The organism is Alistipes shahii WAL 8301 (assembly GCF_025145845.1).
Lineage (GTDB): Bacteria > Bacteroidota > Bacteroidia > Bacteroidales > Rikenellaceae > Alistipes > Alistipes shahii.
In genome coordinates, this window is record NZ_CP102253.1 from 851,684 (window position 1) to 866,378 (window position 14,695).

The window sequence follows — 14,695 nt, forward strand, 5'->3', positions numbered from 1 at the left end:
TAAGGTTATTGCACTTTGCGGAAATAGGCCACGGCATTGGCGAACAACGACTGCTGCTTGTTGCCGGCGATGTTCTTGAACAGGTTGTTTTCGTAACGCTCCGTGTGGCCCATTTTTCCAAGAATCAACCCGTTCTGCGAGATGATGCCCTCGATGGCGTACGACGATCCGTTGGGGTTCCAGGGAGCCTCTGCCGTGGGGTTCCCTGCGGCATCGGCGTACTGGAAGGCCACCTGCCCGTTGGCGAACAGCTCGCGGGCAAGCTCCTCGCTCACCACGAACTTACCCTCGCCGTGGCTGACGGCAATCGAATGCAGTTCACCCGGACGGAAGCCGCGGAGCCACGGGGAAGCGGTCGTCGCGACGCGCGTCGCGACGATCTGCGAAATATGACGGTTGACGTCGTTGCGGAACAGCGTCGGCGACTCCTTGGTGACCATGCCCAGACGTCCGTAAGGCAAAAGGCCCGACTTGACCAACGCCTGGAAACCGTTGCAGATGCCCAGGATCAGGCCTCCGCGGTCGGTCAAAGCGTGGATTTCGTCGCGAATATCCTTATTGTTCAACACATTGACAATGAATTTGGCGCTTCCGTCGGGTTCGTCGCCCGCCGAGAAACCGCCTGCGAGCACGAAGATGTGCGCCCGGCGGATATGCTCCTTCATTTCGGCGATCGAGCGCAAAACGTCGTCGCCGGCGATGTTGCACAAGACGCTCGTCCGGACCTCGGCCCCCGCCGCGCGGAACGCCTTGGCGGTGTCGTAGTCGCAGTTCGTGCCGGGGAACACCGGAATATAGACCACCGGGGTCTCGACCGCCTCGCCGGGATAAACGAACGTTTTCGGGGCAGGTGCGGAGGTCATCACCTCCGCCGAGTTCCGGCCCTTGTCGGGGTAAACGGCCGCGAATTTCTCCGTATTGGCCTTGTAAAGCTCTTCGAGCGGCATCTTCACCCCGTTGACCGTCAGCGCCTCCTCGGCGACGGTGAAGCCCAGCAGTTCGGCATGCGGATATTCCAACGTGCCCTCGCACTCGACGAGGATCGAACCGTAGGCGTATTCATACAATTTCGGCTCGTCCATCGTCACCTCCGCGCCGATGCCGTTGCCGAAAGCCATCTTGGCAAGGCCCTCTCCGACGCCGCCGAAGCCCACGGACCACGCCGAGAGGATTTTCCCGGACTCGATCCGCCCGCTGACGAACGCAAAGTTCTCCTTCAGCTGCGCCGTGTCGGGCATCCGGTTCTCCAGCGGAGTATGGCGGACGAGGTAAATGCGATGTCCTGCGCCTTTGAGGTCGGTGGAAATGACCTTCGAAGCGTCGACCGTCGTGATGCCGAAGGCCATCAGCATCGGCGGAACGTTGATGTCCTGGAACGTGCCCGACATCGAGTCCTTGCCGCCGATCGAAGGCAGGCCCAGTTCGACCTGCATCTTCAGCGCACCGAGCAGCGCGCCGAGCGGCTTGCCCCACGACTCGGGATTCCGGGTCATACGCTCGAAATACTCCTGATAGGAGTAGCGCATCCTCTCGTAACGCGCACCCGCGGCCACGACCTTCGCCGCAGCTTCCACGACGGCATAGGCCGCGCCGTGGTAGGGACTCCACGAAGCCACGTAGGGGTTGTAGCCGAAGGCCATGATGCTGGCCGTGTCGGTATAGCCGTCCGTGGGGAGTTTCTGCACCGAGACCTGCGTCTCGCTGCGCTGCATGCGGCCGCCGAAGGGCATCAGCACCGTCGAGCGGCCGATCGTCGCGTCGAACATCTCCACGAGGCCCCGCTGCGAGACGACATTGTTATCCTTGAGGTTGTTCGTAAAACGCTCGGCGAGGGTCTCCCCCGCCACTTCACGGGCAAAGGGATCGCGGTTTTCCACCGCGCCGATCCGCGCCTCGGCATAATGCTTCGCCCCGGCGCTGTCGATGAATTCGCGCTTGAGGTCCACGACCTTCCTGTCGCCGTTGAACATCCGCATGCGCGCCGTGTCCGTCACGTCGGCCACGTGCACCGCCTCGATGTTCTCCTCGCGGCAGTATCCCATGAACTCCTCCATGTCCTTCGCCTCGACCACCACCGACATGCGTTCCTGCGACTCGCTGATGGCGAGTTCCGTGGAGTTCAGACCGCTGTACTTGGTCTTCACGCGGTCGAGGTAGATGTCCAGCCCGTCGGCCAGTTCGCCGATGGCGACGCTGACGCCGCCCGCTCCGAAATCGTTCGATTTCTTGACGAGGCGCGTCACCTCCGAACGGCGGAACAGCCTCTCGAGCTTGCGCTCCTCGGGGGCGTTGCCCTTCTGCACCTCGCTGCCGCAGGTTTCGAGCGACTTGGCGTCGTGCTCCTTCGAAGAGCCGGTCGCACCGCCGATGCCGTCGCGGCCCGTGCGGCCGCCGAACATGATGATTTTATCGCCCGGTGCGGGACGCTCGCGGCGGACGTTCGCAGCCTTCACGGCCCCCACCACAGCCCCCACTTCGAGGCGTTTGGCGACATAGTCGTCGTGATAAATCTCGCGGACATGGGTCGTAGCCAGTCCGATCTGATTGCCGTAGCTCGAATAGCCCGCCGCGGCCTTCTTCGAAATGACGCTCTGCGGCAGTTTTCCGGAAAGGGTCTCCGACACAGGCAGGTAAATGTTTCCCGCGCCCGTCACGCGCATCGCCTGATAGACGTAACTGCGGCCCGACAGCGGGTCGCGGATGGCGCCGCCCAGACAGGTCGAAGCCCCGCCGAAAGGTTCGATCTCGGTCGGATGGTTGTGGGTTTCGTTCTTGAACTGCAACAGCCACTTCTCGGTCCGCCCGTCTACATCGACGTCGATGTAGACCGAGCAGGCGTTGTTCTCCTCCGAGACCTCCAGATCGTCCAACAGGCCTTTCTGCCGGAGGTAGCGCGCGCCGATGGTCGCCATATCCATCAGGCAGAGGCTCTTGTGCTCACGGCCCAGTTCGCGGCGGATACGCAGGTACAGCGCCAGCGAATCTTCGATCTCCTCCTTGACGAACGACTCCTCGACGGTGATGCCCTCCAACTCAGTCGTGAAGGTCGTGTGGCGGCAGTGGTCGCTCCAGTAAGTGTCGAGGATGCGCAGCTCGGTTTCGTAGGGATCGCGCCCCTCCGAACGGAAGTATTTCACCACCTCGCGCAGGTCGTCGGCGTTCATCGCCAGACCCATCGTCTTGCAGTAAGGCTCCAGTTCGGAATCCGCCATCTCCCGGAACCCTTCGAGCACCCCGACGGGCTTCACTTCGGCCTGCTCCATGTCGCTGAGCACCGAGAGGTCCTTCTCACGCGATTCGACGGCGTTGATGTAGTAATGCCGGATCTTCGCCAGCTCCCCGTCGGTCGCCTTGTCATCGAAAACGAGCAGCCTCGACGAGCGGATGTCGACCCGGGCCTCGGGATCGATCAGCCGCACGCAGTCGACGGCCGAAGCGGCGCGCTGGTCGAACTGCCCGGGCAGATACTCCACGGCGATATACTTGCGCCCCGCGAGGTCGAACGTGTCGGTCACCGAGTCGGTCACCACCTCGCCGAAAACCGTATAGCGGCTCTTTTCCAGCAGCTCTTCGCTGAAGCCGAAAAGGTCGTAGACGCAGAGCAGGCGCACCTCGCCCAGCGACAGGTTCAGATTGGTGTTCAGCTCGCGGCGCAGGCTCTCGGCCTCGACCCGGAAGCGGGGTAATTTCTCGACAAAAATGCGGTAATTGGTCGTATTATTCATTTATCTCTGTTTGTATTTCATTCATCGTTCAGCGGCTCAATACGCCGTTATCACGTCCTTTGGCCGTGTACGTAAGCGCCCCCCGGAGGGAAGCTGCCTGCGGGACGGCCCGATCGGTTATTTCACAAAACGTCCGGCCCATTCGGCCTCGAACCGTGCGGCATCCATCCCCACGAACGTAATGTGGCCCATCTTGCGCTTGGGACGGCTCTCCGTCTTGCCGTAGAGGTGGACATATACGCCCGGGAGGTTCTCCGCGGCGATTCGCTCCGCGGCTTCGAGATCCTGTCCCAGAATGTTTTTCATCACCGTGGGAGCCACCGGCTGCGGCTCCTGCAAAGGCTCCCCGACCAGATAGCGGACCAGTTCGCGGAACTGGTTCGTGGTCGCGCCTTCGATGGTGTAGTGACCCGAGTTATGCGGGCGCGGGGCCATCTCGTTGAAGTAGATTTCACCGCCCTTGATGAAATACTCGATGGCCAGGATGCCCCGATAGCCGCAATCGCGCATGAAACGCTCGCTCTGGGCCTTCATGCGCGCCAGCACCCCGGAATCGACTTCGGCAGGTACGATGCACAAATCCAGAATCCCGTCGCGGTGGACATTGCGCCCCACGGGAAAACTCACGACCCGCTCGCCGTCCGCCACCATCACGATGCTGGCCTCGGAATCGAACGGCACGAACTCCTCCAGGATGCAGGGAACCGCAAGCAGGGGCAGCGCCCCGGCGATGTCGGCCTCCGTCTTCAGCACCCGCTGCCCGTGGCCGTCGTAGCCCAGCGTGCGGGTTTTCAGCACGGCGGGAAGCCCCAGCCGCCGCACGGCTTCGCGCAGCGACGCTTCGTCGTCCACGGCCTCGAAACCGGGCGTGCGCAGCCCGTGGTCGCGGGCGTTCGACTTCTCGCGCAGGCGGTCCTGCGAATCGTAAAGGGGTTTGTAGCCCTGCGGGATGTTGTATTTCCCGCACAGCGGAATCAGAATATCCCCCGGTACGTTTTCGAATTCATAGGTCACCGCGTCGCTGCGGCGGCACAGCTCCTCGAGCGCCGCGGCATCGTCGTAGGCCGCGACGATATGATCGTCGCAAACGTTGAACGCCGGAGCGTCGGCCGCCGGGTCGAGGCACACGGTGCGCACGCCCAGTTCCCGCGCCTGCTCGGCGATCATCAGCCCCAGCTGGCCGCCACCTATGATACCGATGGTCTTCATTAATCCGCCTTTATGTTGTTTATTCGTCATTCGTTGTTTTACTTTCGGCCGTTGTTATTCGCGGCGTGCCGCCGCGTTTACCAGTCTGCCCCATCCCAACCCCCTCCCTCGGGAGGAGCTTGTCGCACGCGGTTGGAAATTTCCCAACTATATTTCAGCCTTCAGCACATCCGCGGTCTGTTTGGCGCGGAAGGCGTCGAGTTTCGCCGCCAGAGCGGCATCCTGCAAAGCGAGGATCGACACGGCGATCAGCGCGGCGTTCTTCGCCCCGTTGATGGCCGTCGTGGCCACGGGAACGCCCGCGGGCATCTGCACGATCGACAGCAGCGAGTCCAGTCCGTTCAGGGCGCGCGACTTCACGGGAACGCCCACCACGGGCAGCGGAGTCATCGAGGCCACCATGCCCGGCAGATGCGCCGCGCCGCCGGCCCCGGCGATGATCACGCCGATACCGCGCTCCCTGGCCGTCTTGGCGTATTCGCACAGCAGATCGGGCGTGCGGTGAGCGCTGACCACCCGTTTTTCGAAATCGACACCGAACGCTTCGAGCATGGCGACGGCTTCGGCCATCACCTCGTAGTCGCTCACAGAGCCCATAATCACGCCTACTTTCATATGAATTCGTTTTTTATATCACTTAAAACCCGTCTCTTGAGCGGACGGAGAACCGGCGCCGGAACGCCCCGACCTGCCACCGCCCCTGAATCCCGTCTTTCGGACGGGTGAAAAAAGCAGACCGCCACGACATCGCATGTCATGGCGGTCTGGTATCTATCCGAGCACCCCACGAGCAGGCATCTGCTGCCCCAGGGACGCTGCACGTCGCATCTGCTGCTGACACGCCCGCAAATAGAAGGCAGCGGCCTGGCCCTGCTGTTTCTTTCGTTCGCGTTGGTCGATATTGCAGCCTGAATTCATGAGAATTAACCTAACAGTTGTAAAAACAACGTTACAAAAATAGCGCTTTTCGACATACTTTCAAAATTCCCGGACAGATTCTATCGACAATTTATCGACAATCCTCCCGGCTCATCGAATAGGGCGCATCCCCGGGCTTCGCGCCCCGGTCTTTGTCTGGCTCCGGCTGCATCCCGAAGGCGATCTTGGCGCCGCCGAGCAACTCGCCGTATTCGAGGAACGTCTTCCCGGTGACCTTGCCGTCGACGGTCATCCGTCCCACATAACGGTTTTCAGCGCAGTTCTGCGGGGCGTCGATCTCCACGGTCTGGCCGTTCTCCAGATGGATCGCCGCTTTCCGGAACAGCGGGGAGCCGACCGCATACTCGTCCGATCCCGGGCACACGGGATAGAATCCCAGAGCCGAGAAGACATACCACGCCGAGGTCTGTCCGTTGTCCTCGTCGCCGCAGTAGCCGTCGGGCTTCGACGAATAGAGGCGGTCCATCACCTCGCGCGTCCACCACTGCGCCTTCCACGGCTGGCCGACGTAGTTGTAGAGGTAGATCATGTGCTGCGCCGGCTGGTTGCCGTGGGCGTAGTTGCCCATGTTGGCCACCTGCATCTCGGTGATCTCGTGGATGCGGAACCCGTAGTAGCTGTCGTCGTAGATCGGCGGCACGACGAACACCGAATCGAGCATTTTTCCGAATTCGGTTTTGCCTCCCATTAGGGTTGCAAGGCCCTCCGGATCGTGGAACACCGACCAGGTGTAGTGCCACGAGTTGCCCTCGGTGAAGGCGTCGCCCCACTTGTAGGGGCTGAACGGCGACTGGAACGTGCCGTCCTCGTTGCGGCCCCGCATCAGGCGGGTTTCGGGATCGAACAGGTTTTTATAGTTCTGCGAAGCCTTTTCCAGCCGTTTCGCATCTTCGTCCTTGCCCAGCATCTTCGCCGTCTGCGCGATACACCAGTCGTCGTAGGCGTATTCGAGCGTCCGGGCGGCATTTTCGTTGATGCCCACGTTATAGGGCACGTAGCCCAGCGTGTTGTAATATTCGTGTCCGAGGCGACCGGTGGAGCTTACCGTGGGATGCACCTTGTCGCGTCCCGCAAGCATCGCCTCGTAGAGCGTGGCGACATCCTCTGCGGGCGTCACTCCTTTCAGGATCGCATCTGCAACTACGGAAGCCGAATTGTTGCCCACCATGCAGCCGCGGTGGCCCGGCGAGGCCCATTCGGGCAGGAAGCCGCTCTCGCGGTAGGTGTTGGCCAACCCGGCCTGAATCTCGGCGTTGACCGACGGGTAGACCAGGTTCAGCAGCGGGAACAGACACCGGAACGTATCCCAGAAACCCGTGTCGGTATACATATAGCCCGGCAGCACCTCGCCGTTGTAGGGGCTGTAATGCACCGGATTGCCTTTGGCGTCGATCTCGTAGAATTTGCGAGGGAACAGGGTCGAGCGATAGAGGCACGAATAGAAGGTCCGGTACTGCTCTTCGGTGCCGCCCGAGACCTCGATCCGCCCCAGCACCTCGTCCCAGCGCTCCTGCGCACGGGCTTTCACCGTCTCGAAATCGGCATCGCCGACCTCGGTTTCGAGGTTGCGCAAAGCCTGCTCTTCGGAGATGAACGACGAGGCCACGCGCGCCGTCACCTGCTCGCCGCGGCGGGTGGTGAAGTACACCGCCGCCAGCGCATGGCCGCCTTCGACCGACGAACCGGCGATTTCCCGCTCCCCATCGAACAGCTTGCTGCTTTCGATCGGCTTGTCGAAGCGGATGACGAACCAGTTGCGGAAATTGTCGGGCACGCCGCCGCTGTTGCGCGTGGTGTATCCTACGACGGTGCGGCTGTCGGGCATGACTTTGACCTGCGACCCGCGGTCGAAGGCGTCGATCACCACGCCCGATTCGTCCGACTCGGGAAAGGTGAAGCGCAGCACGGCGGCGCGATCCGTCGGAGCCATTTCGGCCACGACATCGTGGTCGGCCAGATAGACCGAGTAATAATAGGGCTTCGCCGTCTCCGACTGGTGGGAGAACCAGCTCTGGCGCGCATTTTCATCAACCTTGTCTTTGCCGCGCACGGGCATGATGGAAAACTGTCCGTAATCGTTGATCCACGGCGAGGGCTGGTGCGTCTGCTTCAGGCCCCGGATCGTGTGCGATCCGTAGGTGTAGGCCCAGCCGTCGCCCATCTTGCCCGTCTGGGGCGTCCAGAAGTTCATGCCCCACGGCAGGGCCACGGCCGGATAGGTATTGCCCGTCGAAAGCGAGTAGTCGGACTGTGTGCCCACGAGCGTCGTGACGTATTCAGAAGGGCGCAGCGAAATTTCGTGTTTCGGGGTTTCGCAACAGCCCCAGGCCAAAGCCGAAAAAAACAACAGTATGAGGTTCTTCATTTTTTTATTCCAAATTACCGGATTGAGTAAAAAGACAAGCTACCGGGCTTTCGCCTCGCAGTAGGCACAGCGGCAGGTCCCGTCCGCCTGACGGTGGAACAGCCGGTCGACATCCTCCGTGGCGGAGATGCAGCGGCGGTTCGGGCACTCGTATTCGTTCACGACATACCGTTCGCTGAAGACCGGGGTGCGTTCGAAAGGTCTGTTCTCGTCGGCCCAGCGCAGCAGCGTATAGATCAGCGCCATGCGCACGAACTTTCCGTTCTCGACCTGGCGGAAGTAAGCCGCGCGGGGATCGTTGTCCACGGCGCGCGTGATCTCGTTGACGCGCGGCAGCGGGTGGAGAATGATCATATCCTCCTTGGCGGTCTTCAGTTTCTCGGGGTTGAGCACGAAGCTGTTCTTCACGCGGTCGAACTCCTCCTCGTCGAGGAAACGCTCCTTCTGCACGCGGGTCATGTAGAGGATGTCCAATTCGGGCATCACCTCCTCCATGGTCTCGACCTCGCGAAACTCCAGACGCGAGTTCTCGGCCATCTCGGCGAGCATGTAGTCCGGAAGGCGCAGCTCCTGCGGAGCGATCAGGATCACCTTGATATTCGAATAGCGCGACAGCGCCTTGATCAGCGAGTGGACCGTGCGGCCGAATTTCAGGTCGCCGCAGAAACCGATCGTCATGTTGTCGAAACGGCCCTTCTCGCGCTTGATCGTCAAGAGGTCGGTAAGCGTCTGCGTGGGATGGGCGTGGCTGCCGTCGCCGGCGTTGATGACCGGGATGCCCGCATACTGCGAGGCCACCAACGGCGCACCCTCCTTGAAGTGACGCATGGCGATGATGTCGGCAAAGCAGCGGATCACGCGCACGGTGTCGGCCACCGTCTCGCCCTTCGACACCGACGAGGAGTTGGCGTCGGAGAAGCCGATGACCTGCCCGCCCAGTTCGAGCATCGCCGCCGTGAAACTCAACCGCGTGCGGGTCGAAGGCTCGTAGAAGAGCGTGGCCAGTTTCTTGCCCCTGCACGCCTCGCTGTACTTGGCGCGGTTGGCGATAATGTCCTCGGCCAGAGCTACGATCTGCTCGGTTTCGGCAACCGTGAGGTCTGTGGGATCAATCAAATGTCGCATAAGTTATTTATAGAAGTTCGGATTTTAAATTCTTCAACGGTCCCTCTTTTCGGTCGGTCCCGATTCACGGCCTTCCGCCGTGTTTGCAAACCGGACCCGCCCCTAAATCCCCGCCTCGGCGGAGACTTTGGCTGCGCGGGTATCCGCATTGTTCCGCTTTCATTGCGCCGTCGGTATTTCCCGCTCGCGGCACGCAACGGATCGGCGGAAGGCGCCGGGCGATCGCGGCAAACCCTGATTCTGATTTTAGGGGAGCGATTTTTAGCCTGCCCGGTGATCGGCACGGATGGGCTGTACATGAGGCACTGCCCATTCGGGACGAGCGGGGAAGGACGAAAATCGCCCGCTAAAATCGGAATTATTGCATCCAGCTCTCGTCCGACGGATTGTTGCGGAAGGCGATCAGCCGCGCCTTGTCCTCAGGCTTGATATACCCCTCCTCGGCGGCCACTTCGACCAGCGCGTCGAGGTTCGAAAGGCTGTAATTCGTAACGTTCGCCTCCCGCATGCGGTCAAGCCCCTTCTGCATCCCATAGGTGAAGATCGAAGCCACGCCCAGCACCTCGGCGCCGGCTTCGCGCAGGGCCTCAACCACCTCGATGCACGAACCGCCCGTCGAGATGAGGTCCTCGATCACGACGACCTTCTGGCCCTTTTCGAGCCGGCCCTCGATCCGGTTGCCGCGGCCGTGGTCCTTCGAGCCGCTGCGCACATAGCCCATCGGCAGGTCGAGGATCGTGGCCGTGATGGCCGCATGGGCGATTCCGGCGGTCGAGGTTCCCATCAGCACCTCGGCTTCGGGGAATTTCGTGCGGACGATTTCGGCGAGGCCCGCCTCGACATGGCCGCGGACGACAGGAGCCGTCAGGGTCAGCCGGTTGTCGCAGTAGATCGGGCTTTTGATGCCGCTCGCCCAGGTGAAAGGCTGTTCGGGGCGCAGGAACACCGCGCCGATCGACAGCAGGTCTTTAGCAATTTTCTTCTCCATCTTACTTGAACGCAGGTTCGGCAAAATTCTTCATTCTTTCCCCTCCCCATGGGAAGAGTGTCAACCATGAAATCCGCCGAACCTGCGTTAACGGCATCTGCGATGCCGATTTCATATTGACATTCCCACTAAATCTCCCTTTGGCAAAGGGAGACTTCGGGGCGGAAACCCATTTATTCTTTTCGTTTTTCAGTTTTCATATCTTCGGCGACCCACAACGTCCATGTATCGACGTTGTCGGTCAGGACTTCAGGCAGCGGCAGCGGAATGCGCACATCGGGCGCGATGCCCGCGGAGTCGATCCCGCGGCCTTCCGGAACCCGGCAGGAACGGGTCGTGGGGAGCATCATCCACCGGGTCGGGTCCTGCGGAAAATAAAGTATTTCGCAGTTCGAGAAATCGAGGCACCCGAGCGTGTTATCCTGCCCGTAAACGGTCGTGCGGCGACTGCTGGCCCTGACTTCGAGCACCAGCTGTTCACCCGAGGAGCCGACTTTCCCATCAATCAGCAGCCCCGCCCGGCGAGGCCGCGGCGAGACGGAATCGTAGTGTATCCGGTAGGTTTTCGGTCCGTCCGTCAGGAACTCCCCGGCCGGAGTGCGTTCCATCCGTGCGATCTTCCCGCGTCCACGCTCCGTATCTCCGGCAAACTCCCGCACGTGGGCGACGGCCAGGTCCGAAACGCGGTACTCCATGGCATCCTCCGCCCCTTCGTGGTCGTAGAGCAGCCGGAGCAGCGGTTCATAGGCGCTGTCGCTCCCGCCGCCGTTGCCGCGGATGTCGAGGATCAGGTTTTCACACCCCGAAGCCAGATAAGCCCGCACGGCAGTCCGCACCCAAGCGGTCTGTTCTTCATTCAGGTCGCACGACGGGAAACGGATCAGATACGTTTCGCCGTCCACCCGACAATGGGTGAACTGCGGGTCATAACGCTCCATCCGTGCCGCGTAATCCGAAGGTCGGCGGATTGATTTGGGCCGGTAAGCCCTCACGCCCTCCGTTCCGAGGTGCGAATCGTCGAACCAGCCGAGATACTCGGCAACGGCGTCATACGTGTCGCGCCCCGAAGCGATCCCGCTCCGCAGCCGCTCTTTCAGCGCCCCGTACTCCGCCGCGCGGTTCGCCGTCTTGTCCGGATAGCCCGCATAGGCGCGCTCCACGACGTCGACGGCGAAGTCGAAATCGGAGACTTCGCCGCCTTTCACCGGGACTTGCGCCCCGGCAGGCAACAACAGCCCGGCAACGGCCGCGACAAGCGGCAGAACACGCAGCAAGACACTCATTTATTCCAGCGCCGAACGTAAAATCTTCTCCACCTCCTCGGGATAAATGCCGCCCTCGTGGACCTTCACGCCGTCGACGTAAAACGTGGGCACGTAATAGTAGTCGAACGCGTCGGCCACGGCGGGCTGCTCCGACTCCTCGATCAGCTCGATCCCGACGGCGGCCAGCTCCGGATGGGCGGCACGCGCCTCGTCGATGTAACGCAGCGCCTTCTTGCAGAAGGGGCACGAGCGCAGGTAGAAAAGTTTTACCGGTTTCATAGAATTAACAATTTTTGTAATATCGTTCCATCTCACGCAGCCGAATGCCGTATTCGCCGCCTGTGGCGGCGTTTACAAATCCGATCCCCCGCCTCAAGCCGGGGCTTGTCGCATCGCGACCACAAGGCAACCAGAACCACGGTCTATCCGACGAACTCGGCGACGCACCGGCGGTAAGCCGCCACAGGGTCCTCCGCCGCGGTGATCGGGCGTCCCACGACGATCAGGTCGGAACCGATCTCCCGGGCGCGGGCGGGCGTGGTGACGCGCACCTGGTCCGCCACGTCGCCATCTGCAAAACGCACGCCGGGCGTGACCGTCAGAAACTCCTCGCCGCACGCCCCGTGCACCATGCCGGCTTCCAGCGGCGAGCAGACCACGCCGTCCAGCCCTGCGGCCCGGGTGTTCTGCGCGTATTTCACGATCGTGTCGTTGATCGAGGCGTCGATCAGAAGTTCCTCCCGCATGCGCTCCTCGCTGGTCGAGGTGAGCTGCGTCACGGCGATCAGCAGGGGCCGCGTGCCGTCTTCGCGCGTAAGGCCTTCGCGCGCGGCTCGCATCATCTCGATCGTCCCGGCCGCATGGACGTTGCACATGTCCACGTCCAACCGCGACAGCACGGCCATCGCCTTTTTCACGGTGTTGGGGATGTCGTGGAGTTTCAGATCGAGGAAAATCCGGTGTCCCCGGCGCTTGATCTCCCGCACGATGGCGGGTCCCTCGGCATAGAACAGCTCCATGCCGATTTTCAGAAAGGGTTTGCGCTCCTCGTCCTTAAAGAGGTCGAGGAACCGGAAGGTGTCTTCCGCCGACTTGAAGTCGCAGGCTATGATTACATCGTGTTGCATAATATACAAATTTAGCATTTATTTTTCACATCGGGTCAGCGTGCGGCAAATTCGGAGTTTCGCAGAACATATTCGACGCATGTGGCTGTCGGAGCCGACGAGGGAAACGCCGAAGGTGCCGCGCAATCACTCGATGCAGCCGATTATGTCGCTCAACTTTTCAATGCCCAGCCGCTCCATTTCGCCGGGCAGCGCCTCGACGATCTCCTTCGAGGCATAGGGATTCACGAGGTTCGCAGCCCCGACCTGCACGGCCGAGGCTCCGGCCATCATCATCTCGATCACGTCGCGGGCCGTCGTGACGCCGCCGCACCCCATCACGGGAATCCGGCACGCCCGGGCCACCTGGTAGACCATCCGCAGCGCAACGGGGAAGACCGCGGCGCCCGAGAATCCGCCCATCGTGTTGGCGATGACCGGACGGCGGCGCGCAATGTCGATACGCATGCCCAGCAGCGTATTGATCAGGCAGATGCCGTCGGCCCCCGCCTCCTCGCACGCCCGGGCGATCGCGACGATGTCCGTCACGTTGGGCGAAAGTTTGATGAAGACGGGCTTCGTCGTCACGGCCTTCACGGCGCGCGTCACCTCGGCGGCGGCGTCCGGACAGGTCCCGAACGACATGCCGCCGTGCCGCACGTTGGGGCACGAGACGTTGACCTCGATCAGCCCCACCTGCTCCTGCCTGTCGATGCGCTCGCAGCAATAGGCGTACTCTTCGACCGAGAAACCCGAAATATTGGCGATGACGGGTTTTCGGAAGAAGGTTTTCAACCGCGGCAGCTCCTCGCGGATCACGGCGTCGATGCCGGGGTTCTGCAACCCCACGGCATTGATCATCCCCGCACCGCACTCGGCGATGCGCGGCGTGGGATTGCCGAAGCGCGCCTCGCGCGTCGTACCCTTGAACGAGAACGACCCGAGGATGTTGATGTCGTAGAACTCGCGGAACTCGTTGCCGTAGCCGAAGGTTCCGCTGGCCGGCACGACCGGATTGTCCAATTTGAGGCCGCAGAGTTCAACCGAAGTATCTGTCATAATTGTAAATTTTGAATTATGAATTGTGAATTGTTCTTACCAGATGATTTCATCCTTGGTAAGGACCGGCCCCTCCTTGCAGATACGTTTGTAGCCGTATTTGGTTTTGCACGAACAGCCCATGCAGGCGCCGAATCCGCACCCCATGCGCTCTTCGAACGACAGCTGGCCGTCCTGCTCCACGGCGTTGTAGAGCGCATGGAGCATCGGCAGCGGCCCGCAGGCGTAAAAGTAATCGAAATCCAGCCCCCGTTCGGCGATGGCCGTCGTGACGAAGCCCCCGACGCCCCGCGAACCGTCGACCGTCGAGACGGCGACCTCGCAGCCCAGCGCGCGGAACTCCTCCTCGTAGAAGACCTCCGACGCGGTGTTGAAGCCCAGCACCACCTGCACGGGTTTTCCTTCGGCGAGGAGTTTTTTCGCCAGGTTGTAGAGCGGCGGCACGCCCACGCCGCCCCCGACGAGCAGGGGTCTCCGCGCGTCGTTCTTCGTCGAGAATCCGTTGCCCAGACCCGTCAGCAGGTCGAGCGTTTCGCCCGGCAGCATGCGGCTCATCTGCTCCGTTCCCCCGCCCACGACCTTGTAGATCAGCGCAATCGAGCGGTTATCGTAATCGCAGATCGAGATAGGACGGCGTAAGTACTTGCCCTCCAGCGCGATATTAACGAACTGCCCCGGCGCCGAGATCCACTGCGTATCGCCCGCGAGGGTCATGCGCCACACCGCGTCGGTCAGGGGCTCGTTCGTGAGAATCTTATAGATGCCTTTCTTATACATAATTTTTTCAGCACTTTTGATCCGGCAAAAGTGCCACAAAACCGGCCGACGATCACCTTCGCCTACTTCATGCGACCTAACGCTGGAAACGGGCGCCTATTCGCGGGTTTGCAAGCAAACCGGCCCCGTTTCTCGCG

At 61.6% G+C, this 14,695-nt stretch carries 11 protein-coding genes; all 11 read right to left on the reverse strand.

The window, feature by feature from the left end:
* Positions 1-5: 5 nt before the first annotated feature.
* Positions 6-3,725 carry a phosphoribosylformylglycinamidine synthase gene (locus NQ492_RS03640; protein WP_015547971.1) on the reverse strand — a complete coding sequence of 1,240 codons (3,720 nt, stop codon included), beginning with the start codon at positions 3,723-3,725 and terminating at the stop codon, positions 6-8.
* 117 nt (positions 3,726-3,842) lie between these two features.
* On the reverse strand, positions 3,843-4,934 hold the full coding sequence (gene purK, locus NQ492_RS03645) for a 5-(carboxyamino)imidazole ribonucleotide synthase (RefSeq protein ID WP_015547972.1): 1,092 nt from the start codon (positions 4,932-4,934) through the stop codon (positions 3,843-3,845).
* A 147-nt stretch (positions 4,935-5,081) separates the two neighbouring features.
* Positions 5,082-5,549, reverse strand: a complete 468-nt coding sequence (gene purE / locus NQ492_RS03650) for a 5-(carboxyamino)imidazole ribonucleotide mutase (RefSeq protein ID WP_015547973.1) — start codon at positions 5,547-5,549, stop codon at positions 5,082-5,084.
* Positions 5,550-5,943: 394 nt separating this feature from the next.
* Positions 5,944-8,238 carry a GH92 family glycosyl hydrolase gene (locus tag NQ492_RS03655; protein ID WP_015547974.1) on the reverse strand — a complete coding sequence of 765 codons (2,295 nt, stop codon included), beginning with the start codon at positions 8,236-8,238 and terminating at the stop codon, positions 5,944-5,946.
* A 39-nt stretch (positions 8,239-8,277) separates the two neighbouring features.
* Positions 8,278-9,363 (reverse strand): aspartate carbamoyltransferase, encoded by a 1,086-nt coding sequence (pyrB, locus tag NQ492_RS03660; RefSeq protein WP_044054597.1) that lies wholly within the window; start codon positions 9,361-9,363, stop codon positions 8,278-8,280.
* A gap of 358 nt (positions 9,364-9,721) precedes the next feature.
* Complete coding sequence (gene pyrE / locus NQ492_RS03665) at positions 9,722-10,351, reverse strand: orotate phosphoribosyltransferase (protein WP_015547975.1); 630 nt, start codon at positions 10,349-10,351, stop codon at positions 9,722-9,724.
* A 173-nt stretch (positions 10,352-10,524) separates the two neighbouring features.
* Positions 10,525-11,634, reverse strand: a complete 1,110-nt coding sequence (locus NQ492_RS03670) for a S41 family peptidase (protein WP_015547976.1) — start codon at positions 11,632-11,634, stop codon at positions 10,525-10,527.
* Positions 11,635-11,895 (reverse strand): glutaredoxin family protein, encoded by a 261-nt coding sequence (locus NQ492_RS03675; RefSeq protein ID WP_015547977.1) that lies wholly within the window; start codon positions 11,893-11,895, stop codon positions 11,635-11,637.
* 143 nt (positions 11,896-12,038) lie between these two features.
* Entirely contained in the window at positions 12,039-12,743 is a 705-nt protein-coding gene (gene pyrF, locus NQ492_RS03680; RefSeq protein ID WP_015547978.1) for an orotidine-5'-phosphate decarboxylase, read from the reverse strand.
* A 126-nt stretch (positions 12,744-12,869) separates the two neighbouring features.
* Positions 12,870-13,781 carry a dihydroorotate dehydrogenase gene (locus NQ492_RS03685; RefSeq protein ID WP_015547979.1) on the reverse strand — a complete coding sequence of 304 codons (912 nt, stop codon included), beginning with the start codon at positions 13,779-13,781 and terminating at the stop codon, positions 12,870-12,872.
* A 36-nt stretch (positions 13,782-13,817) separates the two neighbouring features.
* Positions 13,818-14,558, reverse strand: coding sequence for a dihydroorotate dehydrogenase electron transfer subunit (locus NQ492_RS03690; protein WP_015547980.1), 741 nt, complete (start codon positions 14,556-14,558; stop codon positions 13,818-13,820).
* Between the last annotated feature and the right edge of the window lie 137 nt (positions 14,559-14,695).